We start from the raw sequence: 22,044 nt of genomic DNA on the forward strand, positions 1-22,044 counted from the left end.
GTTGATGACAAATCCGTAGTGTAAAACCGCTCTCAGACTGCGATGCAGCCCCAAACCGGATTTTTCGCCACATCATGCAAGAATACCCCTCCTACGCATCTGAACGGCTCACATCCTTTGAAAACCTGCGTCAGCGAATCGCAGGTCCAGATCTGGTGCGATCGGTCGCCATTCTCGACGTTCTGATCTGCCATGACGGAATCATGTTCTCATCCTGGTGGCACCGGGATCTCCCGTTTCATCTGGCGGTGCTCGGCTTCTACGGCGTGATGCTGTTTTTCGTACTCAGCGGCTTCCTGATTGGCACCATCATGCTGGATCTGCTGGAACGCGGAACCTCAGTAAAAGGCTGGAGCATTTTCCTCATCCGCCGATGGATGCGAACCCTTCCGGCCTATTATGCGTGGCTGTTCGCACTGCTGATTCCGCTCGCCTATTTCGGCCCCTACGGCGTGACATGGGACGAAGCCAAGCGCGTGCTGCCCTGGTTCCTGACCCTTACGCAAAATCTGGGCTGGCCCATGGTCTCGAACTGGTATGACGCCACATGGTCGCTCTGCGTAGAAGAGTGGTTCTATATCGCCTTCCCGGCGTTGCTGCTCATACTTCTCGCCTGCCGCCTGAAACCGGTGTTGGCCTTCGGAACCACTCTGGCGGCTTTCTTTATCGTTCCACTCTACTGGCGCCTGTCTCTCCCCACGGACGTCAACTGGAACGAAGTCACCAGCAAAATTATTCCCTGCCGCTTCGACTCCATCGCATGGGGCATTGCGGCTGCCTGGCTGTACCGATGCAAGCCCGCAGTCACCCGCTACAGCACATCTCTCGCAGCATTGGGCACCGTCATCGTGCTCACAGTCTGGTGGTGCAACACCGGAGACAACACGCTCTGGCCGCCACGCTTCGGCGCCATGGGATCATTTGATGTCGTGGGCTTCGGTTATGCACTCTGCATGCCCGCAATGATGCGCCTGCGAACGCTACCGCCCCTGATCGGCCTGGCGGTCCGCAGCCTCAGTACCCATAGCTACGGGCTCTATCTGTGCCATCTCCCACTGGTGATGATGGCGAGTGACCTTCAGACCCGCTACGGCCTCGGTCGCCGCCACGCCGTGATCCTTACGATCCTCACCACAATCGGCGGCGCGATCCTGTCATGGCGTTTCGTGGAACGCCCCTGCCTGAGACTCCGTCCCAAGCAGGGGTAGTATCCTTCCTCAGGCCGAAAGCTGCGACAGATCTTCCTGAACATAGCCGATGATTCGCGCATAATCGCGCGGCACGATATGCCAGAACCGCTCCAGTGTCCGCTCCCAGCAATGCAGCAGATCTTCGGCATAGGTGCTGCCCGTCTCCGCTACATGACGCTCCACCAGCGCACGCAGTTCCTGATCCCAGCGGCTACCAGCCTGAACGCGGCTCCACATCACCGTATCGGGGTTGATCTGCGCCTCGAACCGTCCCTTCACATCCAGCACATAGGCCATCCCCCCCGTGAAACCGGCGCCGAAATTGTCGCCTGTCTTTCCAAGGATCACGACCTTGCCGCCGGTCATATATTCGCAGGCATTCGAGCCGCAGCCCTCGACCACCGCCGTCGCCCCCGAATTACGGACCGCGAAGCGCTCACCCGCCTGTCCAGCTGCAAACAGCGTACCTGCCGTCGCTCCGTACAACACCGTATTGCCGATAATCGCGCTCTGCTCGGATGCCCACTGCGCCGCCGGTGACTTGCGGACAACAATCGTCGCCCCCGAAAGCCCCTTGCCGACATAGTCGTTGGCATCGCCCTCGACCTCGATCTTGAGCCCCTGCACACCGAACGCGCCCAGAGACTGCCCGGCAGACCCGCGAAGCGACAGTGTAAGCTGGCCTTCCGGAAGCTCCTTCATGCCGAACTTGCGCGTAATCAGCCCCGAAACCCGCGTGCCGATCGCACGATGGGTGTTCTGCACCGTGTAGTGCAGATGCAGCTTTTCCCGACGTTCGAACAGCGCCGTCGCATCGGGAATGATCTGCCCGTCCAGCGTCTCCGGCACTTCATTGCGTCCCTCACGGGTGCAGAACCGCGCATGTTCGCCCGGATCAGCCTGAACCAGCAGGGAGTTCAGATCCAGATCATCCAGATAATCCGCACCACGCGACACCTGACGCAGCATATCCGTCCGCCCGATCACTTCTTCAAGCGACCGCACGCCCAGATCTGCCAGAATATGCCGGATGTCTTCCGCAATCAGCGTGAACAGGTTGATGACCTTCTCCGGCGATCCCCCGAACTTCTCCCGCAGCTTTTCATCCTGCACACACACACCCACCGGACAGGTGTTGGAGTGGCACTGGCGCACCATGATGCAGCCCATCGCGACCAATGCTGCCGTGCCGATACCGAATTCTTCGGCCCCCAGCATCGCCGCCATGACAACGTCACGTCCCGTCTTGATGCCGCCATCCGTCCGCAGCACCAGACGATGACGCAGCCGGTTCAGCATCAGCACCTGATGTGCTTCCGACAGCCCCATTTCCCACGGCAGACCCGCATAATGGATTGAAGACTGCGGGCTGGCACCCGTCCCGCCTGAATGACCGGAAATCAGGATCGCATCTGCCTTGGCTTTCGCCACACCGGCCGCAATCGTGCCAATGCCTGTCCGCGCCACCAGCTTGACCGTGACGGTCGCCGTCGGGTTGATCTGCTTGAGATCGTAAATGAGCTGCGCCAGATCCTCGATCGAATAGATGTCGTGATGTGGCGGCGGCGAAATCAGCGTCACCCCCGGCGTCGCATGACGCAGACGCCCGATCAGTTCCGTGACCTTAAAGCCCGGAAGTTGCCCGCCCTCGCCGGGCTTCGCACCCTGCGCCATCTTGATTTCGATCTCGCGGCAGTCGTTCAGATACTGCGCCGTCACGCCAAAACGCCCGGATGCCACCTGCTTGATGGCCGAAGACGCATTGTCCCCGTTCGGGCGCGGCTTCGAGCGTTCCGCATCCTCGCCGCCTTCACCGGAATCGGATTTCGCGCCGATCCGGTTCATGGCAATTGCCAGCGTCTCATGTGCCTCGGGGCTGAGCGCGCCGAGCGAAATTCCCGGCGCCACCAGACGGCGACGGATCTGCGTGATGCTCTCCACTTCATCCACCGGAACCGGCGCATGAAGCGGCTTGAAATCCAGCAGATCGCGCAGCGCCACAGGTGGCATCTGACGCACCGCATCCGCATAACGCCGGTACAGGGTAAAGCTGTTCGCCGTCACTGCGCTCTGGAGCATGTGTACAAGCTGCCCCGAGAACGCATGCGTCTCACCCTGACGCCGCAGCTTGTAGCGTCCGCCCACGGGGAGCGCCTCAACCTTCCGGTTCCACGCCGCCGCATGGGCGCCAAGGATGTTGCGCGCAATGCCCGGCAGACCGATCCCCGAAATCCGCGACGGCATGCCCGGGAAGAACTCGGCCACCAGCGCGCGGGACAGCCCGATCGCCTCGAAATTATACCCGCCACGATAAGCCGAGATAATCGAAATACCCGACTTAGACATGATCTTGAGGAGCCCCTTGTCCACGGCCTTGCGATACCGCTCCATCGCCTCACGCAGCGACATCTTGCCGAACAGACCACGCCGCAGCCGGTCCGCCACACAATGCTGCGCCAGAGCCGGGTTCACCGTCGTGGCACCAACGCCGATCGTCACAGCAATCGCATGGACATCGATCGCCCCGGACGTCCGGACGTTCAGAGACGTGAACGTCCGCAGCGAATTGCGCACCAGATGAATATGCACGGCAGCTGTCGCGAGGATCATCGGAATCGCAACCCGCGTCGCATTCGTATTGTCATCCGTCAGGAACAAATGCGTGCATCCGCCGCGAACATGATCTTCCGCCTGCACGCGGATGGACGCAATCGCCGCCCGTAGACCTTCCTCGCCCTCTTCGGCAGGGAAGGTGCAGTCGATCACGCCCGCGTTCTCGCCGCAGACTTTTCGCAGTTCGTCGAACTCACCAATCGTCAGGACCGGGCTCGGCAGTTGCAACAGATCGCACTGCTCCGGCGCCTGATCGAGAATATTCCCCAGATTGCCCAGCCGCGTGATCAGGCTCATCACCCGCGTTTCACGCAGGGAATCGATCGGCGGATTCGTGACCTGACTGAACCCCTGACGGAAATAATGCGCCAGCCCGCGATAGATCTGCGACAGCACCTGAAGGGGCGTATCGTCGCCCATGGAGCCCAGAGCCTCGGCAGCGGTTTCCACCATCGGATGCAGGATCGTCTCCAGCTCCTCATGCGTCAGACTGACCGCCACCTGATGCCGCCGCAGCACATCCGGGTCCAGCGCCTCGGGCTCAACCACATCCCGCACGATTGGCTCAATATCGCGAATGCGCTTCACCCAGCCCTGAAAATCCTGACGCGAGGCCAGCATTTCCAGTAGTTCTTCAGACTGGTAAAGTCGCCCTTCCTTCAGATCGAGCGCCAGCGTCTGCCCCGGGCCAAGTCGTCCACGACTTTTGACCCGCGCATCCGGCACCCGGACCATTCCGGTCTCAGACCCTACGATAAGCAGCCCATCCTGCGTGATGCTGTAGCGCAGCGGCCGTAGCCCGGCGCGATCCAGTCCCGCCACAACCCAACGCCCATCCGTCGCACACAAAGCCGCCGGGCCATCCCACGGCTCGATCACGGCATTGCAATACCGGAATAGTGCGCGTGCCGCGTCGGACATTGCCGAGTTCGCGCCGCCAGAGGCAGGCACCAGCATCGTCTTCGCCATCGGCGCATCCCGCCCGGCGAAGGTCAGCAGCTCGAACACATTGTCCAGAACCGCCGTATCCGAACCCGCAGCCTGCACGACAGGCTTCAAATCCGCCATGTACGGGTCCAGATCCGGATGGGCGAGCCGCGTTTCATGCGAGCGCATCCAGTTTGTATTGCCCGAAATCGTGTTGATCTCGCCGTTATGCGCCACCTTGCGGAAGGGCTGGGCGAGCTTCCAGGTCGGGAACGTGTTGGTCGAATACCGCTGATGGTAGATCGCAAACCGCGAAACGAACCGCTCATCCAGCAGATCCGGATAAAAATCCGTCAGGTTCTCCGCAAGGAACATGCCCTTGTAAATTACCGAGCGGCAGGACATCGAACACACATACAGATCAACCTGCTGCGCCGTGGCCTGCTTCTCGATCCGCCGACGCAGAACATACAGGTCACGCTCGAACTCGTCCTCCGATCGGCCAAGCCGGTTGCGGATCATAATCTGTTCGATCTCCGGCCGCGTCTGGTTGGCCTTCTCGCCAATGCACGCCGTATCGATCGGCACCTGACGCCAGCCATAGATCCCGTAACCGAAGTTCAGGATTTCCGTCTCAATGATCTGACGGCCACGCTCCTGCGATCCCAGATCGGTCTTGGGCAGGAACACCATGCCGACCGCAATGCGCCCATCGATTGTATCGTCGCTGGAACCGTTATGGATCGCCTCGGCAAAGAAATCCTGCGGGATTTCCACATGAATGCCTGCGCCGTCGCCGGTCTTGCCATCTGCGTCGACCGCGCCGCGATGCCAGATATTGCCCAGCGCCTCGATGCTCGCCAGCACCACGCTGCGCGACGGCTTGCCATCCAGCGATGCAACCAGACCCACACCGCAGGAATCGCGCTCCTGCGACGGGTCATACAGCCCCTTCAGGCGTTCGACGTTCTCAGCATACTCGCGGATGAAATCGTTATTCTGTGTCATTCCGCGGCCTCCAGAGAACCGGTCACTGTTTCAGTCAGATGATGATGGATCACATCGGCCGCATCCCGGCCATCCTTGATCGCCCAGACAACAAGGCTTGCACCGCGCACAATATCGCCCCCAGCGAACACACCCGGAAGGCTCGTCTCAAAGCCCCCCGGCGGCACCGTCAGCGTGCCCCAGCGCGTCACAGCGAGATCGGGAGCGGCAAACTGTTCCGGCAGATCCTCGGGATCGAATCCCAGAGCCTTGATGACCAGATCGCCCTCGATCACGTCATGCTGCCCCGTGCCCTCGATGGACCGACGGCCCGACGCATCCGGTGAGCCCAGACGCATTCTTAGCACCCGCACGCCCGACACGCTGCTGTCTCCAAGGAACGCTTCCGGCGAGCCCAGCCATTCGAAATGCGCGCCTTCTTCCTCGGCATTGTAAACTTCCTGCCGCGATCCCGGCATATTCGCCCGGTCCCGACGATAAACGCAGGTCACACGCTCGGCACCCTGACGGATCGACGTGCGCACGCAGTCCATGGCCGTGTCACCACCGCCAATCACCACGACCCGACGCCCCTTCGCGTGCAGCGCCGCATCTTCAGCCGGATCTTCGTCGTAGCCTCGGCGGTTCGACGCCGTCAGGAAGTCGATCGCATCGACAACACCCTCAAGCCCGGCCCCCGGCACCTTCACGTCGCGCGAGCGGTACACACCTGTTGCCAGAAACACCGCATCATGCCGCGCCCGCAGATTCTCAAGAGACGTCTCACCTGCACCCGAACCAACCGGCGTGGAGAGATGGAACACAATCCCCTGCTCTTCCAGCAGCGCGTGACGGCGCGCCATGACGTGCTTTTCCAGCTTGAAGCTCGGAATGCCGTAGGTCATGAGTCCGCCCACACGGTCCTGACGTTCATAGACATGAACCTCGTAACCCTGTGCCCGCAGCCGCTCCGCACAGGCCAGTCCTGCCGGGCCGGAACCAACGATCCCGACACTTCGTCCCAGTTCCCGGTCCGGAAGTGCGGGCTTTACCCAGCCCTGCTCAAACGCATTTTCGGTAATGAACCGCTCGACAGCGCCAATGGTGACGCTCTCAAAGCCTTTGTTGATGACGCAATTGCCTTCGCACAGGCGATCCTGCGGACAGATACGCCCGCAGATTTCCGGAAACGTATTCGTCGCGGACGACATTTCATACGCTTCCTCAAGCCGGTCCTCAGCCGTCAGCTTCAGCCAGTCGGGAATGTTGTTCCCCAACGGACAATGCACGGAGCAGAACGGGATGCCGCACTGGGAACACCGCGACGCCTGCTCTTCCGCCCGGCTGCGCGCGAACCCACGGTAAATCTCCCCGAAATCCTGGCGGCGTTCGGCCGCGTCGCGCTTCTCGGGAAGCACCTGGGGGTGGGTGACGAACTGCAACATCCGTTCGGCCATGCGTCGTGTCTCCTGCAAACATGCGAGTAAGAATGCAGCTATTCCGTCACTTTATCCAATAACAGTCAGTAATGCTGACCTTTCATGCGAAATGACCCATCTTCTCATCGCATGAGCTATTTTTCACACAGATTTTAAGGTCCGTATCGGACCAATCACCTCCGGAACCGCCGCCAGCTCTCACAAACGCTCCCCCTCAGATAGTCCGGAACGATACTCCGCATTGCTGCAGGTCTGATCCCGAGCGTCTGAAGATCAACCGCTCCCTGCTGCACCACATTGTCCACGCCCATCATCGCAACCTGATCACGCGTCAGCAGATGTCCCGGCAGCGATTCAAGGATATCGGCTTCCAGCCTCGCAACCCACCCCGGCACAGACACCAGAAGCCTGCGACGCCCCGACGCCTCCAAAACAAACACCATTAAGTCCTTCATGCTCAAAACATCCGGCCCGCCAGCTTCAACAGTCAGGCCTTCGTGCCCCGGCTCCACCAGTGTGACGATCGCCCGTGCCACATCTCCTACATAGACCGGCTGAAACAGCGTCTTTGGCGCAAACACCGGCAGAACAGGCAAGAGCTTCGCAATCAGCGCGAACATGTTGAAGAAACTGTCCTGCGGACCGAAAATCACCGAAGGCCGCAGCAACACTGCCTCGGGAAAGACCTCCCGCACCACATGCTCAGCCGCCCCCTTGCTGCGCCCGTAATTCCCCGGCGACGCCAGAGACGCGCCAATAGCCGACATATGCAGGTACTGCCTCACGCCCTCACGCCGCGCCACAAGCGCCGCCAGCCGTGCGCCTTCCACATTGACCCGATGCATTGCCCGCACGTCCGGCGACATGATGGACACCAGATTGATCCCCACATCTGCCCCGTTGAACACACGCTCCAGCGAACCCTCATCATCCACCGACGCCTTGATGAACTCCACACGTCCATCGCCCGGAAAGCGCGCCAGAGCCTGATCGCCCTCAGGGTTACGGCTCCCCACCCGGACGACATGCCCCAAAGCCACGAGCCGTCCGACAAGTTCCCGCCCGACAAAGCCTCCTCCGCCCAGAACCGCCACAACCCTTGGACTGCGGCCTGTTCCCTCTCCACTCGACATACCGTCCACGGAAAAATTTCTACGCATTTGCATTTTTCTTTCAGTTTGGCTGTTGACGCCCCACACGTGCAGGGGTAAACGCCTCTTCACCGAGCCGGGATGCTTCAGGAAACTGAAAAAACTCCGGTGCTTTCTGAGCCCAGATGGCGGAATTGGTAGACGCGCAGGTTTCAGGTACCTGTGTCCGAAAGGACGTGGAAGTTCGAGTCTTCTTCTGGGCACCACAGACGATCAGGCGATAAATCGCCTCGATCCTCTGGTGATTAAAAAAATTTGGTGACGACAAATGAGTTCGCAGACCGCCATCCATCTTCATGACGGCGATCTGCCGGATGACTTTGATCTTGGTCCTGTCGTTGCCATCGATACCGAGACCATGGGTCTCAATCCCCATCGTGATCGCCTCTGCCTCGTCCAGCTTTCCGCCGGTGATGACGAAGCCCATCTCGTGCAGATCAAACCGGTCTCCATGGGCGGCCGCGGCTATGATTGCCCTAATCTCAAAGCGCTTCTGACAGACGATTCCGTCACCAAGCTGATGCATTTCGCACGCTTTGACGTCGCAGTCCTGCAGAACGCCTTCAATATTACGATCCCCTCTGTCATCTGCACCAAAATCGCCGCCCGGCTGGTCTATACATTCACGGACCGTCATGGCCTGGCCTATCTGTGTCGGGACCTTCTTGGGGTTGAAATCTCCAAACACCAGCAGAGCTCAGACTGGGGTGCGGAAACTCTCACCCCTGATCAGCTTCGCTATGCCGCATCGGATGTGCTGTATCTTCACGCATTGTGGGATAAGCTCGAAGCCATGCTGATCCGTGAAAACCGCCGCGACCTCGCGCAATCCTGCTACGATTTCCTTCCGGCCCGCTGCCGCCTCGACCTGCTGGGCTATGACGAGTCCGACATTTTCTCGCATCGCGCCTGAATCCCGGCCCCGCTGATCATGCACCGTCCATCGCCCGGTTTTTCCCGCACCGCTCTGGAATCGGCCCTCCAAACCGTCTCCATCGAACGCAAAGGGCTGGAAGCGCTCGAACACGCGCTCTCCGGCCCTCTCGGAACTGCATTCAGTGAGGCCGTCAACCGCATCGCTGAAAGCCGCGCACGTCTGATCGTCACCGGAATCGGAAAATCCGGTCATATCGCTCGCAAAATTCAGGCGACTCTCGCCTCTACGGGCACACCGTCGCTATTCCTGCACCCTGCTGAAGCCGCACATGGCGATCTTGGGATGGTGGCGCCCGGCGATCTGATCCTCGCTTTCTCCAATTCCGGCGAAACCGCGGAACTTGCCGCAATTCTGGCCTATGCCGCCCGACAAAATCACTGTGTGATCGCCGTCACCGCCGTCGGCACCTCTGCTCTCGCGCGTGCTGCACAGATCCCATTGGTCCTGCCGACCAGCGCCGAAGCCTGCCCCATGGGTCTGGCACCGACGACGAGCACCCTGCTGCAACTGGCTCTAGGCGACGCGCTCGCCATCGCTCTGCTGGAAAAGCGCGGGTTTACCGCCCGCGATTTCGGAGCTTTTCATCCCGGTGGCCTTCTCGGCGCCCGGCTACGCCCCATCAGCGACCTCATGCATACCGGCGACGCCCTGCCTCTCGGACAGGGCAGTCTCCCCCTCCGCGCCGTTATTCTCGAGATGACACGCAAGTCATTCGGGTGCATGGGTGTCATTGATGACAATGGTGAACTTCAGGGCCTTATCACAGACGCTGATCTGCGCCGCGCCCTCTCCGGCGACCTCGACGCGACCACGGCGGCGGACGTCATGAATCCCGCCCCCGTCACCGCAAGCGCCGACACACTGGCGCAGGACGTGCTGCATCTCATGAACCAGCGCGAGCGCCCCATCACAAGCCTCTTCATCGTGGACGCAGCACACCGTCCTGCGGGAATTGTCCATATTCACGACCTCCTGCGCAGCGGCCTGTCATGAGCGATCCCACGCCCGATAATGGCGAACACCGCATCCGCCGGGAAGATTTCGACCCCAACCGGACCGAAAGTCTCGCCCGTCTCGACAGCCTGCGCCGTGCCGCCTTCCAACGGATTCGACAGGCCCCCAATGCTCAGGAGCTCGCCCGACGCCGCTCGCTTCTGGGTTTCGCCAAATGGGCACTGCCGGGGTTGGCCCTCGTCCTTCTCAGTTCCATTGCCGCCTGGCCCGAGATTTCCCATCTCATGAACCAGAACCGCGCCGCCCTGAAGGAAATGGCCCGTCTGCGCGTAGAAAGCGGCAATATGGAACAGGCCACATATCGCGGCCTCGACGCCCACGACCATCTTTACATGATCACAGCCCGCACCACCCACCAGCAGGGGCCCGATCGCGTAGACCTTGTTGAGCCGGTTGCCGACATCCAGCTTTCGGGGAATTCGTGGGCACATATCAAGGCTGATCGTGGCGTCTATATGCAGCACGAACAGACGCTCGATCTCGACGACAACGTCGTGCTCTACCGCGATGACGGCTTTCTCCTGAATGGCCCTTCCGCAGATCTGGACCTTAAGGCGGACGTCATCGCCTCGCGGGACTGGGTCCATGCAGAAGGTCCGTTCGGCACGCAGGATGCCCAAGGCTATTTTCTGGACCAGCATGCGGGTATCATGCAGTTTACGGGACCCGGACTAACGGTCCGCAACGATGATAACGGCCCTCCGAGTGCGGCGGCCCGCCTGCACCTGCAAGGACTGAAGACAGAGAAATGACCCGCCGTTCCGCAGCCTTCCTTCCGCTTCTGATTGCCCTTCCTGTGGCTCTCTCTTCCGCCCCTGCCCATGCGGACGGATTGGACATGTCCCACGGTGAAGCGGTGCAGCTCTTCTGGAAAAAGGAAGAAGTCTACGACCGCAATGCCCAGACCGTGACACTCACGGGCGGAGCGCGGGCCGTGCGCGGGGATACGACGGTCGATGCGGACACGCTGATCGGATATCTGCGCAAGAAAGCGCCTGCTCCCGGTCAGCCCGCACCTGCGCCAACACCGGCCGATGGCAAAAGCGCCAGCAGCAATGACCCGATGGGCGGTTCGCTTGAACTGTACCGGATCGAAGCGCGCGGCAACGTCCATATCTACAACCAGACGGATCAGGGCTGGGGCGACCGTGCGCTGTACGACATGGATCAGGGCGTCATGGTCATGACCGGCAAGCATCTGAAGCTGACCACACCGCAGGACGTTCTGACGGCCCGCGACGTCATGGAATATCATTCCAAGACGCGCATGTCAGTTGGGCGGGGCGATGCGACCGTCACAACCAATGACGGCAAGCAGGTCAAGGCAGACGTACTCGTCTCGTTCAGCAAACCCAACGACGCGCCTGCTCCGGCACAGTCTGCAAAACCGGGACAGGCGGCCGCAGATTCGTCCAATCCGATGGGCGGCGGTTCCTCGAAGCTCGACCGGGCCTATGGCTGGGGACATGTCATTTTGCGGACACCGACCCAGACCGCCACGGGCGATCGTGGCGTCTATGTTTTCGATACTCAGATCGCCCGCCTGATCGGCCATGTGCATGTCACGCAGGGGCAGAACCAGAACAATGGCTCACAGGCCATCGTGAACATGAAGACCGGCATCGCAACCATGCTGCCGGGCACGGATTCCCCCATTCAGGGGCTCGTCGTGCCAAACGAGGCCAACAGCAGCCAGGCACCCAAGTGACAGACAGCCATATCCCCTCTCAGCCGCCCGCAACCGGCCTGGTCGCAAGCGGCATCGGCAAGTCCTACAAGAAGCGCGCCGTCGTCAAAAACGTCTCGCTTCAGGTGCAGCGCGGTGAAGCAGTCGGCCTCCTCGGCCCGAACGGTGCGGGCAAGACGACCAGCTTTTACATGATCGTCGGTCTCGTTCAGCCTGATACCGGCACCATCACTCTGGATGGCGCGGACATCACGCAGCTTCCGATGTATCGCCGCGCGCGCCTTGGCGTCGGCTACCTCCCGCAGGAAGCCAGCATTTTCCGTGGCCTGAATGTCGAGCAGAATATCATGGCCGCTCTTGAGGTCGTCGAGCCCGACCCGGAAAAGCGTGACCTGATGCTCAACGGCCTTTTGGCCGAGTTTGGCATCACCCATCTTCGCCGCTCTCCGTCGCTGGCCCTTTCGGGTGGTGAGCGCCGTCGTCTGGAAATCGCCCGGGCGCTGGCCAGTCAGCCGAACTACATCCTGCTCGACGAACCGCTCGCCGGTATTGATCCGATCGCCGTCGGAGAAATCCGCGATCTCGTTTCGCATCTGAAAGATCGTGGCATCGGCGTGCTGATTACGGACCATAACGTCCGCGAAACGCTCGAAGTCATCGACCGCGCCTATATCATGCATGGCGGTCAGGTGCTGATGGAAGGCACGCCCGAAGCCATCGTTGCGAACGAAGATGTCCGCCGGGTCTATCTCGGAGAGAATTTCTCGCTGTAACATGCCGGGATGCTTGTCCCGGGCCTGATCCAGCGTCAGTCGCAGTCTCTCGTCATGACGCCTCAGTTGCGTCAGGCGATTGCGCTTCTGCAATACACGCAGTTCGATCTCGCCCAGCATCTGCGACAGGCCTGTGAAACCAATCCACTCCTTATTCTGGAGGCGGGCGACACAGCGCCTGATCCCGTATCCGCTTCGGAAGAATTTCACGACGACGACCCGGACCGCTTCACCACAGCCTCTGATCGTCCGGAAGCCGCGGCCCCGCTTCCATCCGCCCGGGACGATCTGATCCTCCAGATTCGCCTCTCTTTTCCTGCGGACAAACAGGATGCGGCGCTGCATCTTCTGGACAGTCTGGATGAAAGCGGCCGCCTTCCCGTTTCGGTAGCGGATCTTGCAGGCGACCTTCGCATGGAGGCGACAAGGCTCGAAGCGATCCGTCAGACCCTCATGTATTTTGAACCTGTCGGGCTTTTCGCCCGATCGCTTGAAGAATGCCTGGCCGCACAGCTCCGGGTCCGCAATCGCCTCGATCCCGCGATGCAGATTCTGCTCGATAATCTTGACCTCCTCGCCCGGCGGGACTGGCGCAGGCTGCGGGAAAAATGCGCTCTTGAACAGGATGACCTGCTGGAGATGCTCGCTGAGATTCAGGCGCTCGATCCGCGTCCCGGACTGACCCTACCACCGCCTGAGCCCCCCATCGAACCCGATCTGATCGTCCGCCCCAACGGCACTGGCTTCCGCCTGACCCTCAACACGCGCCTGCTGCCAAAACTCCGACTTGATGACACGATGCGCGCACAACTCAATGGGGACACGGACGCCGGTAAGGCCCTCCTCATCTGTGCGGCAGAAGCCACGGCCCTGATCCGCGCGCTGGACAGCCGCAAGCAGTCCCTGCTCACGGTTGGCCGCGCCATTGTGCAGCATCAGGCCGATTTCCTGCGCGATGGCCCCAGCGCCCTGCGCCCGCTGAGCATGCGCGACATCGCCGGGCGCACAGAGCTGCATGAAAGCACCATCAGCCGCATCGTCAGCAACAAATATATCGACACCCCGCGGGGTACTGTCCTTCTCAGGCTGTTCTTCTCGACAGCCCTAACGTCCGAAGACGGCACGTCCCAGAGCGCCCATGCGGTCCAGCATCGTCTTCAGGCTCTTGTTTCGGCTGAAGGGGATGACGTTCTATCCGACGATGCCCTGACAGTTCTTCTGCAAAAGGAAGGCTTCTCCATCCAGCGCCGTACTGTTGCGAAATATCGCGAAGGTCTTGGCATTGCGAAATCCAGCCAGCGCAAGCGGCTGCGCCGGACATCTTGAAAACCTTTTATGTCAAACCATGTTTAACACACGGCGATATTTTTATCGCTTCATGCCCTGACAAGGAATTACATTTCATGGCCGATCATTCTCACGCACTTCCCTCCCAGCAGCAGCTCGAACATCGTCTTAAAGAAGTTGAACGCGACCTTGCACGGGCTGAAAAGTCAGAACCCGAACGCATCCACGCTCTCAAAGCCGAAATCAAGAAAATCCAGGCTGAACTTCAGGACTGACCACATCCCTGTTTTGCCTTTGGCGGCATTCTGCCGGGAACAATGCTCTCATTTGGACAGAATGCCGAACCTTCCCATCCTGCGCTTTGGTGGCTAGCGTCCTGCGTCATGTCTCCATGACGTCGAAGCAGGATAGTCCCACTGTCTATTATTGAAATTCCCTGGAGACCTCCCGAACAGGCACTCTCCGCCATGACTGCCGAACCTTGGGCGGCGTTTCTCGATAGTGGTGGCCCGAACACGGACGCACGCGCGCTCTGGTCCTTTCTCTGCCTTTCCCCTGCCGAAACCCTCGACTGGAGCGCAGCAGATCTTCGCAGGAATGGTATGTCCGTACAGGGCGATGTCTGGATGCATCTTCGTGATATGACCGCAGCCGCGCGCCACTGCCCTGAGGCCGAGGGTGTCATTCCCTTTACGGGCGGGGTGATCGGGATGGTGAGCTACGAGGCGGGCATGGCGCTTGAAAACGTCCCGTCCCGTCATGTTTCTTCTACACCCAGACTGGTGGCGGCCTCCTTTACGGACGTACTGGCTTTCGACCGGCGTGCAGAACGCTGCTGGTGGATCAGCCAGACTTATAACCCAGTACCTGATCTGACCCAACCCGCCGTCCGCTCTACAGCGTTTTCCCTGCGCTTTACACCTGAACAGTCCCGGAATGTCTGGACGGGGGCTGTTCGCAGCATCATCGATTTCATTCGGGCCGGAGATATTTTTCAGGCCAATCTGACGATGCGCTGGATTGCGAACTGTGTTGACGATTTCGATGAACATGCTGCCTATCAGACGCTGCGGCAGACCTCTCCGGCTCCATTCGGGGCGTATCTGAAAACACCGGATTTTTCGCTGCTCAGTGCTTCTGTGGAACGGTTCATTTCACTCTCGCGGGATGGGCTGATTGAGACGCGCCCCATCAAAGGTACCATTGCCCTGGGGCACACTCCGGAAGACACAGCCCGGAACAGCCGGAAACTGCTTGCGGACGAAAAAGAGCGTGCCGAAAACCTGATGATTACGGATCTGATGCGAAACGACATTGGTCGTGTCTCGCAAATTGGTTCCGTCTGCGTTCCGCAACTCTCGAATGTTGAGCAGTTCCCACACGTCCTGCATCTGGTCTCGGCCGTTCAGGGACAGCTCCGTCCCGAGCTGGACGCCATTGATCTGCTTCAGGCCACGCTTCCGCCGGGTTCCGTCACGGGGGCACCGAAAAAACGGGCCATGGAGATTATCGACCTTCTGGAATCTTCGGCTCGTGGGGCCTATTGCGGCAGCCTGTTCCGTATCGGGAATGATGGTGCGATGGACAGTTCCGTCATCATCCGCAGCATGGCGAGATCGAGCGATACCGTTTCCGTCGGCGCAGGGGGCGGCATTACCGTACTGTCAGATCCGATGCGGGAATATGAGGAAATGCTTCTGAAAGTCGCCCCGATCCTGAAGGCGTTTGAAGCATGAGCACGACAGTCTGGCTCAATGGGTGCCTTCTGGACATTGCAGATGCACATATTGCCCCGAATGACCGGGGCTTTCTGCTCTCGGATGGTCTGTTTGAAACAATCCGCGTTGCTAACGGACAAATGCCTCATCTGGCACGGCATCTCGCACGGCTGGAAGAAGGATGCGCGATCCTTCGTCTGCCTGCGCCGGACCGGACTCTGCTAATACAGGCCATATCCGACCTACTGCACGCCACGAAGCTGTCAGATGGATCACTGCGTCTGACGGTCACGCGCGGCACCGGACCGCGTGGCCTTGTGCCGCCTGCCACGCCGCATCCGACAGTTCTCATTCAGGCAACGGCTTCCTTAATGACCGTGCCGCCCCCCGTCAGGCTGGGTCTCAGCCGCTACCGGCGCGATGGAACTTCACCTCTGGCACGTGTCAAATCGATTGCCTGTCTTCCCTCCATCATGAGCCGTATGGAAGCCGTCGCAGCGGGAATGGACGATGCGCTCCTTCTGGGAACGACAGGGGCTATTGCTGAAGCCAGCGCGGCCAATATCCTGTTTTTGCGAGAGGGATGCTTACAGACGCCCCCCATCCCTGACGGCACCCTGCCGGGAACATCGCGCGCCCGATTACTGGAAGACGACTTCTGTACGGAAGGCCGTCTTCTGCCGCAGGAGCTCAAAACGGTGACGGGGGCGTGGCTGGTCAATGCGTTGTCCCTGACAGCCGTTTCGAGCATCGACGGCCATGATCTTTCCTTGCACGCAGAACTGGACCGGCGATTACGCGCGTTTCTGTTCCCTGCCTGAACCGGCCCCGCTGACTGCGCTTATTTCAGCGCGGCAATCGCCGTCATTTCGACGCGCCATTCCGGAACGGCCAATTTTGCTTCAACCGTGGCACGGGCTGGTTTGCTGTCGGTATCCAGCCACGCATCCCAGGCCCGGTTCATCGCCCCGATTTCCGCGATATCCGTCAGGAAGATCTGCACCGACAAAATCCGGCTCTTATCCGTCCCCAGCGACGCCAGAAGCGCGTCGATCTGGCGCAGGATATCGACCGTCTGTCCTTCCGTATCGAGCGTGGCATCGTCCGCGACCTGACCGGCCAGATAGGCCAGCCCGTTATGGACAACAACACCCGCAAGACGTTCTTCTTCGAGATGACGGGAGATATCGGCGTTTTTGCTCATGGGTGCGGACCTTATGAAGGGAATTACTGAAGAAGCGTCGGGATCATTTCATGCTCGAGGATGGCGTCGAGTGCGCTTTCCTCGTCTTCCGCAACGGCCATCGGTGTGCCGTCGGCGGCATGGATGGCCACGAGCATTTCGCCGTCATGCATGACGGATCTGACATAGGCGAGGCGGGACATGCCCAGCGTCAGAAGCTGCGGCCCCGTGATGCGGCGCAGATCCGCAGGGAGTTTTTCGTCCGAACGATCACCGTTTTCGAAGGGATTGTTCAATTCAGGTTCCTTTTGGAGCCGCAGCGGCTTCTGCCGCCCGGCCTTGGGTTCAGTCTGTAAAAGATAGGGTCGGGCGACCGGTCTTACTCGTCGTCGATATCGCGCGCAGGACGCGTCGTACGACGGGTTTTCACGACGGGTGGGACCACTTCGTGATGAACCGTCGGCGCGGGTGCCGGGCTTCGCCGTCCCTGCGAAATCGCAATCCGCTTGACCCGAACTTCGGGCTCGGGACGCAGAAGATCGATATGCAGCAGGCCGTTATCAAGCCACGCTCCGCCGATTTCGATGCCTTCTGCCAGTACGAAGGCTTTGTGGAACTGCCGCGCCGCAATGCCGCGATGCAGAAAAATGCGCCCCTGACTGTCATCGGTCTGACGCCCGCGAATCACGAGTTGGTTGTCTTCCTGCGTGATCTGAAGGTCGTCCATGACAAAGCCCGCAACCGCCAGCGTAATCCGCAGGGCCGTGGAGCTGAGCTGCTCGATATTATAGGGGGGATAGCCGTCGGACGTCGATTTGGCAGCACGCTCAAGCATCTGCTCGAGGTGGTCGAAACCGAGGAACATCGGGGACGTGAACAGGCGACCGGACATAGGGCGAGAGCCTCCTCCATGAGCGAGACGTAAAACAGAGCCAGTCCCATTATGCGGCAACCGGCTGACCCTACGATATGGTGTCCACCCCTGCGGATGCAAGCTCTGCTCTCAACGGAGCACATGCAAAACCGACGTTAATGGCATGTTGCCCTGCATGTTGCACTGGCATTTGACGCCCACGCTCGCTACATCGCAGGGCATGAGCGAATTCGATTTCCTGTCCGGCATCGACAATGTGCCGCCCACCCCGATCCTGATCGCCCCCCAGCCCGTGCTGCGGGAGGTCACCCGCGACGTCCGCCCCGAGGATATCGCCTTCATCCGCGATCAGCTTCCGGGCATGTTTTCCGCCATGTACAAAGCCCCCGGCATCGGCCTCGCCGCGCCGCAGGTTGGTCTTGGCATGCGGTTTGCTCTGGTAGATGTGGCCGAAGAAGATGCGCCGCGTGAGCCCATGCTGCTGATCAATCCGGAAATCGTTACAGATTCAGAGCAAATGGCAGCTCGCGAAGAAGGCTGTCTTTCGTTGCCCAACCAGTATGCCGAAGTCGTCCGCCCCGAATCGATCCGCGTGCGCTACCGCAACCTCGCGGGAGAGACGATCGAGCGTGATGCATCCGGCCTTCTCGCCACCTGCATCCAGCACGAGATGGACCATCTCGACGGCATTCTGTTCGTCGATCATCTCTCGACGCTCAAGCGCAACATGATCATGCGCCGTCTTGCCAAAGAGCAGAAGCTCGGAAGGCGCTGATTTCCGATGCGGCTGATTTTCATGGGAACGCCGGACTTCTCGGTCCCGGCGCTGCACGCTTTGCTCAACGCTGGGCATGAGGTGGTTGCGGTCTATACACAGCCGCCGCGTCCTGCAGGGCGAGGCAAGGCACTGCGCCGCTCGCCGGTTCATGAAGCGGCCGAAGCCGCTGGGATCGAAGTGCGGACACCCGCGCGCGTTCGTCGGGACGCGACAGAGCACGCCGCTTTCGCCGCCCTGAATGCTGACGCCGCCGTAGTCGCCGCCTACGGCCTCATTCTACCCAAGGAAATGCTGGATGCCCCGCGTCTGGGGTGCCTGAACATCCATGCGAGCCTTTTGCCGCGCTGGCGTGGCGCCTCGCCCATCCAGTCCTCCATTCTTGCCGGAGACAGCCAGAGCGGCGTCTCCATCATGCAGATGGATGAGGGCCTCGACACCGGCGCGGTTCTACTGGAAGAGATCACGCCCATCAGCGCGACCGATACCGCCAGTACACTGCATGATCGTTTGTCCGAAATCGGCGGCCGTCTGGTTGTCCGCGCGCTTGCCGAACAGCCGACGCCCGTGCCGCAGTCCGCAGACGGTGTGACCTATGCCGAGCGCCTGACACGCGATGACGGCCGTATCGACTGGACACGCACGGCAGCCGAGATTGATCGTCAGATCCGTGGCCTCACGCCTTGGCCCGGCGCATTTACGACGCTCGATGGTGTTGTGCTAAAAATCGGCACGGCCACTCCGCTGCCGGACGCAGTCCACAACGCCCCCCCCGGCACCACGCTCGACGGCGCGCTGACGATCGCCTGTGGCACCGGTGCGATTCGAATCGACCGCCTTCAGAAGCCGGGCCGCAGCATGATGTCCGCCGCCGACTTCTTGCGTGGTCAGCCTGTGCCGAAAGGGACGGGACTTGTCTGACGCACAGGCTCAGGAGCATGAACCTTCCGGCCTGAACCGCTGGGCCTTACGCATCGAATATGACGGCACCGGCTATCTGGGCTGGCAGAAGCAGAATGACGGCGTCTCCATTCAGAGCCTGATCGAAGCTGCCGCGTCGAAACTGGTCCGCAACCGGCCCGTGCCCAGCATCACTGCCGGACGCACGGATGCCGGGGTCCATGCCGCAGGGATGGTCATCCATCTCGATTTCCCGGATGACGCCCCGACCGACGCCCGCCAGATCCGCGACGGCATGGGATATCATCTCAAGCCCCACCGCGTTGTTGTGCTCGAAGCCGCGCAAGTCGGGCCAGAGTGGAATGCGCGCTTTTCCGCCACATGGCGCAGCTATCGCTACACGATCCTCAACCGCCCTGCCCGTCCCGGTCTGATGGAAAACCGGGTGTGGCATATCAAGCGTCCGCTGAATGTGGATCTCATGCAGCAGGCCGGGAACCATCTTCTCGGCCCGCATGATTTCACATCCTTTCGTGCGGTCGCCTGTCAGGCCAGAAGTCCCGTCCGCACGCTGGACATTCTGACCATCCGTCGCGAGGGCGAACTGGTCATGATCGACACGAAGGCGCGCTCTTTCCTACATCATCAGGTCCGCAACATGGCCGGAACCCTGATGATGATCGGCGCGGGGCTGTGGCCGGTCGAAAAAATGATTGAGATTCTCGAAGCGAAAGACCGCTGCGCCGCAGGGCAGACGGCGCCGCCGGAAGGACTTTGTCTGATGGATGTCGGCTATCCCGACAATCCTTTCAGCAGGACCTAAAACGAGATCCCGAGCAGATCCACCACCGCATTGTAATGCGGCGGCAGAAGCCACAGAACCCAGAGAAATGCGGCCACCGGCAGGGTCTGAAGAAGCGTCATAACGAAGGCCTGCCACCCTGTCGTCAGAAGCCCGACTTTCGTGACGTACCAAGTCAGCCACAGCGTATAAAGCTGTGCCCCGAAGGCGAGACCGGCCAGCGCCTGACCGGAGGCCGCAGCCCCCGGGAACACGAGATGCAGCACACCCTGCGCCACAATAAGCATGACCAGTGGCAACCAGCCGCACCACAACGAGGCTGTCGCATAGCGCGTCCACAGCCCCTTGCGGCTTAGAAAAACCGCATAAAGCTCTGAAACCACAAGCTGCAACAACGTGCAGACCAGCGGCACCACCGCCCGTACCAGCCCCATGACCCGTTCGGCAGGAGGCAGCATAAACGCCATCCACACGCCAATAAGCGCCAGTGCGATTGTCGGCGCCAGAGCCGCGAACAGCGCCCCGGCTCCCGGAGCGAAACAGTTGATGCCTTCGGAACGCCCGCGCCCCAGCAGCCACACGCCCAGCGGAATGGCCATGTTCCCGGAGGGAGGAAACGACCCCTGCCGTCCAGAATTCACAGCCCGTATCCTTCCATGAACGCCAGATAGATCCGCGTCAGATCCTCAAGCGTTTCAAGTCCCACATGCTCGTCCCGTTTGTGCATGGTCGCCCCTACGAGACCGAATTCCGCAACCGCGCAGTAGCGCGAAATGAAACGCGCATCGGATGTGCCGCCGCCGGTATCGAGCCGGGGCGTACGACCCGTCACATGACGCACGGCATCCGACAGACACGTTACGGCCTCTCCGGGCTGCGTCAGGAAGGCCTCACCGCTGATGGATACCTGCACTTCTGCTAAAGGCGCGTGACGCCGGACAACATCCTTGATCCACGCAGTCAGCTCAGCACCCGTGTGAAGGTCATTGAAACGGATGTTCAGCCGTCCGATGGCCTGCGCCGGAATAACATTGGTCGCGGGATTGCCGACGTCTATGCTCGTGACCTGAAGCGACGACGGATCAAACCATTTGCTGCCCGCGTCCAACTCGCGCGCCGTCAGTTCGGAAAAAGCTGCCAGAAGACGATGAACCGGGTTATCCGCCAGATGCGGATACGCCACATGCCCCTGAACGCCCTGAACGGTTACAACAGCATTCATGCTACCGCGTCGGCCGATCTTGATGACATCACCGAGTGCTTCGGGATTCGTAGGTTCGCCCAGCAGACAGAAATCCGGAAGATGTCCCTGTTCCACCAGCCACTCGATGACTGGCTTCGTCCCGAAATGCGCGGGGCCTTCTTCATCTCCCGTAATCAACAGGGAAACGGAACCCTTCAGCGGTCCCTCCTCCAGACGCCTGGCCACGGCGGCCACGAAACAGGCCACACCGCCCTTCATGTCCGCAATGCCGCGTCCATAAAGCCGACCGTCCTGAACCACGGCGGCAAAGGGATCATGCGCCCAGCCTTCGCCCGGCGGCACGACATCCGTATGCCCCGCAAAGCAAAGTGTGGGATGCCCCGTCCCCAGCCGTGCGTACAGGTTTGGCGTAGGGGCCTCTGCGGGTCCAAAGGGAAGATGGACTGTCTCAAAGCCCATCCCCTCCAGCACACCTGCCAGAAGCGCCTGCGCACCCCCATCGGCCGGAGTCACGGACGGACAGCGCAGCAGATCCCGCGCCAGTGTCACGGGGTCTGTCGGCAGGTGTGATCCGCTCACGACA

General features: G+C 60.6%; 21 protein-coding genes and 1 tRNA gene. 14 read left to right on the forward strand and 8 right to left on the reverse strand.

The annotated features are described in order from the left end of the window. Positions 1–74 precede the first annotated feature (74 nt). Positions 75–1,208: an acyltransferase gene (locus ABDK74_RS04155; protein ID WP_346002822.1), complete on the forward strand. Its 1,134-nt coding sequence runs from the start codon at positions 75–77 to the stop codon at positions 1,206–1,208. A 9-nt stretch (positions 1,209–1,217) separates the two neighbouring features. On the opposite strand, the gene gltB is transcribed toward ABDK74_RS04155, so the two are convergent. The 3 genes from gltB to ABDK74_RS04170 form a co-directional block, all read right to left on the reverse strand. Beyond that, the gene (gltB, locus tag ABDK74_RS04160; protein ID WP_346002823.1) at positions 1,218–5,738 is read right to left on the reverse strand and encodes a glutamate synthase large subunit; all 4,521 of its coding nucleotides are present in this window, start codon (positions 5,736–5,738) and stop codon (positions 1,218–1,220) included. Then, positions 5,735–7,174 carry an NAD(P)-dependent oxidoreductase gene (locus ABDK74_RS04165; protein ID WP_346002824.1) on the reverse strand — a complete coding sequence of 480 codons (1,440 nt, stop codon included), beginning with the start codon at positions 7,172–7,174 and terminating at the stop codon, positions 5,735–5,737. The genes gltB and ABDK74_RS04165 overlap by 4 nt, the downstream gene beginning before the upstream one ends. Positions 7,175–7,329: 155 nt before the next feature. After that, positions 7,330–8,316 carry a complex I NDUFA9 subunit family protein gene (locus ABDK74_RS04170; protein WP_346002825.1) on the reverse strand — a complete coding sequence of 329 codons (987 nt, stop codon included), beginning with the start codon at positions 8,314–8,316 and terminating at the stop codon, positions 7,330–7,332. A gap of 110 nt (positions 8,317–8,426) precedes the next feature. On the opposite strand from ABDK74_RS04170, the gene ABDK74_RS04175 reads away from it, so the two are divergent. The 10 genes from ABDK74_RS04175 (at position 8,427) to ABDK74_RS04220 (ending at position 16,544) form a co-directional block, all read left to right on the forward strand. Next, a tRNA-Leu gene (locus ABDK74_RS04175) sits at positions 8,427–8,513 on the forward strand. 62 nt (positions 8,514–8,575) lie between these two features. Then, a complete protein-coding gene (locus ABDK74_RS04180; protein ID WP_346002826.1) occupies positions 8,576–9,220 on the forward strand; it encodes a ribonuclease D in 645 nt (214 codons plus the stop codon). Positions 9,221–9,238: 18 nt separating this feature from the next. Then, a complete protein-coding gene (locus ABDK74_RS04185) occupies positions 9,239–10,237 on the forward strand; it encodes a KpsF/GutQ family sugar-phosphate isomerase (protein ID WP_346002827.1) in 999 nt (332 codons plus the stop codon). Next, positions 10,234–11,010, forward strand: a complete 777-nt coding sequence (lptC, locus tag ABDK74_RS04190; RefSeq protein WP_346002828.1) for an LPS export ABC transporter periplasmic protein LptC — start codon at positions 10,234–10,236, stop codon at positions 11,008–11,010. Before ABDK74_RS04185 ends, lptC begins: the two co-directional genes overlap by 4 nt. After that, entirely contained in the window at positions 11,007–11,966 is a 960-nt protein-coding gene (locus ABDK74_RS04195; RefSeq protein WP_346002829.1) for an LptA/OstA family protein, read from the forward strand. The genes lptC and ABDK74_RS04195 overlap by 4 nt, the downstream gene beginning before the upstream one ends. Continuing rightward, the gene (gene lptB / locus ABDK74_RS04200; protein ID WP_062033450.1) at positions 11,963–12,718 is read left to right on the forward strand and encodes an LPS export ABC transporter ATP-binding protein; all 756 of its coding nucleotides are present in this window, start codon (positions 11,963–11,965) and stop codon (positions 12,716–12,718) included. The genes ABDK74_RS04195 and lptB overlap by 4 nt, the downstream gene beginning before the upstream one ends. 9 nt (positions 12,719–12,727) lie before the next feature. Further along, positions 12,728–14,044, forward strand: a complete 1,317-nt coding sequence (gene rpoN, locus ABDK74_RS04205; RefSeq protein ID WP_346002830.1) for an RNA polymerase factor sigma-54 — start codon at positions 12,728–12,730, stop codon at positions 14,042–14,044. A gap of 77 nt (positions 14,045–14,121) precedes the next feature. Continuing rightward, a complete protein-coding gene (locus ABDK74_RS04210; protein ID WP_346002831.1) occupies positions 14,122–14,280 on the forward strand; it encodes a hypothetical protein in 159 nt (52 codons plus the stop codon). Between the two features lie 156 nt (positions 14,281–14,436). Then, complete coding sequence (locus ABDK74_RS04215) at positions 14,437–15,741, forward strand: anthranilate synthase component I family protein (protein ID WP_346004161.1); 1,305 nt, start codon at positions 14,437–14,439, stop codon at positions 15,739–15,741. After that, a complete protein-coding gene (locus tag ABDK74_RS04220) occupies positions 15,738–16,544 on the forward strand; it encodes an aminotransferase class IV (RefSeq protein WP_346002832.1) in 807 nt (268 codons plus the stop codon). The genes ABDK74_RS04215 and ABDK74_RS04220 overlap by 4 nt, the downstream gene beginning before the upstream one ends. 20 nt (positions 16,545–16,564) lie before the next feature. On the opposite strand, the gene ABDK74_RS04225 is transcribed toward ABDK74_RS04220, so the two are convergent. The 3 genes from ABDK74_RS04225 to ABDK74_RS04235 all read right to left on the reverse strand — a co-directional run bounded on the left by ABDK74_RS04225 (position 16,565) and on the right by ABDK74_RS04235 (position 17,798). Continuing rightward, positions 16,565–16,927 carry a RidA family protein gene (locus ABDK74_RS04225; RefSeq protein ID WP_346002833.1) on the reverse strand — a complete coding sequence of 121 codons (363 nt, stop codon included), beginning with the start codon at positions 16,925–16,927 and terminating at the stop codon, positions 16,565–16,567. A 23-nt stretch (positions 16,928–16,950) separates the two neighbouring features. After that, a complete protein-coding gene (locus ABDK74_RS04230; protein WP_194254375.1) occupies positions 16,951–17,202 on the reverse strand; it encodes a DUF1150 family protein in 252 nt (83 codons plus the stop codon). 83 nt (positions 17,203–17,285) lie between these two features. Next, a complete protein-coding gene (locus tag ABDK74_RS04235; RefSeq protein WP_077802432.1) occupies positions 17,286–17,798 on the reverse strand; it encodes an Hsp20 family protein in 513 nt (170 codons plus the stop codon). A 202-nt stretch (positions 17,799–18,000) separates the two neighbouring features. On the opposite strand from ABDK74_RS04235, the gene def reads away from it, so the two are divergent. Genes def through truA form a run of 3 tightly spaced genes read left to right on the forward strand, consistent with a single transcriptional unit; the run spans position 18,001 to position 20,278 of the window. Further along, a complete protein-coding gene (gene def, locus ABDK74_RS04240; protein WP_194254374.1) occupies positions 18,001–18,555 on the forward strand; it encodes a peptide deformylase in 555 nt (184 codons plus the stop codon). Positions 18,556–18,561: 6 nt separating this feature from the next. After that, the gene (gene fmt, locus ABDK74_RS04245; RefSeq protein ID WP_346002835.1) at positions 18,562–19,476 is read left to right on the forward strand and encodes a methionyl-tRNA formyltransferase; all 915 of its coding nucleotides are present in this window, start codon (positions 18,562–18,564) and stop codon (positions 19,474–19,476) included. Next, on the forward strand, positions 19,469–20,278 hold the full coding sequence (truA, locus tag ABDK74_RS04250) for a tRNA pseudouridine(38-40) synthase TruA (protein WP_346002836.1): 810 nt from the start codon (positions 19,469–19,471) through the stop codon (positions 20,276–20,278). The genes fmt and truA overlap by 8 nt, the downstream gene beginning before the upstream one ends. On the opposite strand, the gene ABDK74_RS04255 is transcribed toward truA, so the two are convergent. Together ABDK74_RS04255 and dapE are read right to left on the reverse strand one after the other, a co-directional pair. Further along, positions 20,275–20,898 (reverse strand): hypothetical protein, encoded by a 624-nt coding sequence (locus tag ABDK74_RS04255; protein ID WP_346002837.1) that lies wholly within the window; start codon positions 20,896–20,898, stop codon positions 20,275–20,277. The genes truA and ABDK74_RS04255 overlap by 4 nt on opposite strands. Then, positions 20,895–22,040, reverse strand: a complete 1,146-nt coding sequence (gene dapE / locus ABDK74_RS04260) for a succinyl-diaminopimelate desuccinylase (protein WP_346002838.1) — start codon at positions 22,038–22,040, stop codon at positions 20,895–20,897. The genes ABDK74_RS04255 and dapE overlap by 4 nt, the downstream gene beginning before the upstream one ends. Between the last annotated feature and the right edge of the window lie 4 nt (positions 22,041–22,044).

The sequence above is a fragment of the Gluconobacter sp. OJB genome, assembly GCF_039638275.1.
Classification (GTDB): domain Bacteria; phylum Pseudomonadota; class Alphaproteobacteria; order Acetobacterales; family Acetobacteraceae; genus Gluconobacter; species Gluconobacter cerevisiae.

Excerpts from the sequence above, each read along its gene's own strand:
- ABDK74_RS04155 (WP_346002822.1), top strand. The coding sequence starts at position 75 with ATGCAAGAATACCCCTCCTACGCATCTGAACGGCTCACATCCTTTGAA.
- gltB (WP_346002823.1), bottom strand. The coding sequence starts at position 5,738 with ATGACACAGAATAACGATTTCATCCGCGAGTATGCTGAGAACGTCGAA.
- ABDK74_RS04165 (WP_346002824.1), bottom strand. The coding sequence starts at position 7,174 with ATGGCCGAACGGATGTTGCAGTTCGTCACCCACCCCCAGGTGCTTCCC.
- ABDK74_RS04170 (WP_346002825.1), bottom strand. The coding sequence starts at position 8,316 with ATGCGTAGAAATTTTTCCGTGGACGGTATGTCGAGTGGAGAGGGAACA.
- ABDK74_RS04180 (WP_346002826.1), top strand. The coding sequence starts at position 8,576 with ATGAGTTCGCAGACCGCCATCCATCTTCATGACGGCGATCTGCCGGAT.
- ABDK74_RS04185 (WP_346002827.1), top strand. The coding sequence starts at position 9,239 with ATGCACCGTCCATCGCCCGGTTTTTCCCGCACCGCTCTGGAATCGGCC.
- lptC (WP_346002828.1), top strand. The coding sequence starts at position 10,234 with ATGAGCGATCCCACGCCCGATAATGGCGAACACCGCATCCGCCGGGAA.
- ABDK74_RS04195 (WP_346002829.1), top strand. The coding sequence starts at position 11,007 with ATGACCCGCCGTTCCGCAGCCTTCCTTCCGCTTCTGATTGCCCTTCCT.
- rpoN (WP_346002830.1), top strand. The coding sequence starts at position 12,728 with ATGCTTGTCCCGGGCCTGATCCAGCGTCAGTCGCAGTCTCTCGTCATG.
- ABDK74_RS04210 (WP_346002831.1), top strand. The coding sequence starts at position 14,122 with ATGGCCGATCATTCTCACGCACTTCCCTCCCAGCAGCAGCTCGAACAT.
- ABDK74_RS04220 (WP_346002832.1), top strand. The coding sequence starts at position 15,738 with ATGAGCACGACAGTCTGGCTCAATGGGTGCCTTCTGGACATTGCAGAT.
- ABDK74_RS04225 (WP_346002833.1), bottom strand. The coding sequence starts at position 16,927 with ATGAGCAAAAACGCCGATATCTCCCGTCATCTCGAAGAAGAACGTCTT.
- ABDK74_RS04235 (WP_077802432.1), bottom strand. The coding sequence starts at position 17,798 with ATGTCCGGTCGCCTGTTCACGTCCCCGATGTTCCTCGGTTTCGACCAC.
- def (WP_194254374.1), top strand. The coding sequence starts at position 18,001 with ATGAGCGAATTCGATTTCCTGTCCGGCATCGACAATGTGCCGCCCACC.
- fmt (WP_346002835.1), top strand. The coding sequence starts at position 18,562 with ATGCGGCTGATTTTCATGGGAACGCCGGACTTCTCGGTCCCGGCGCTG.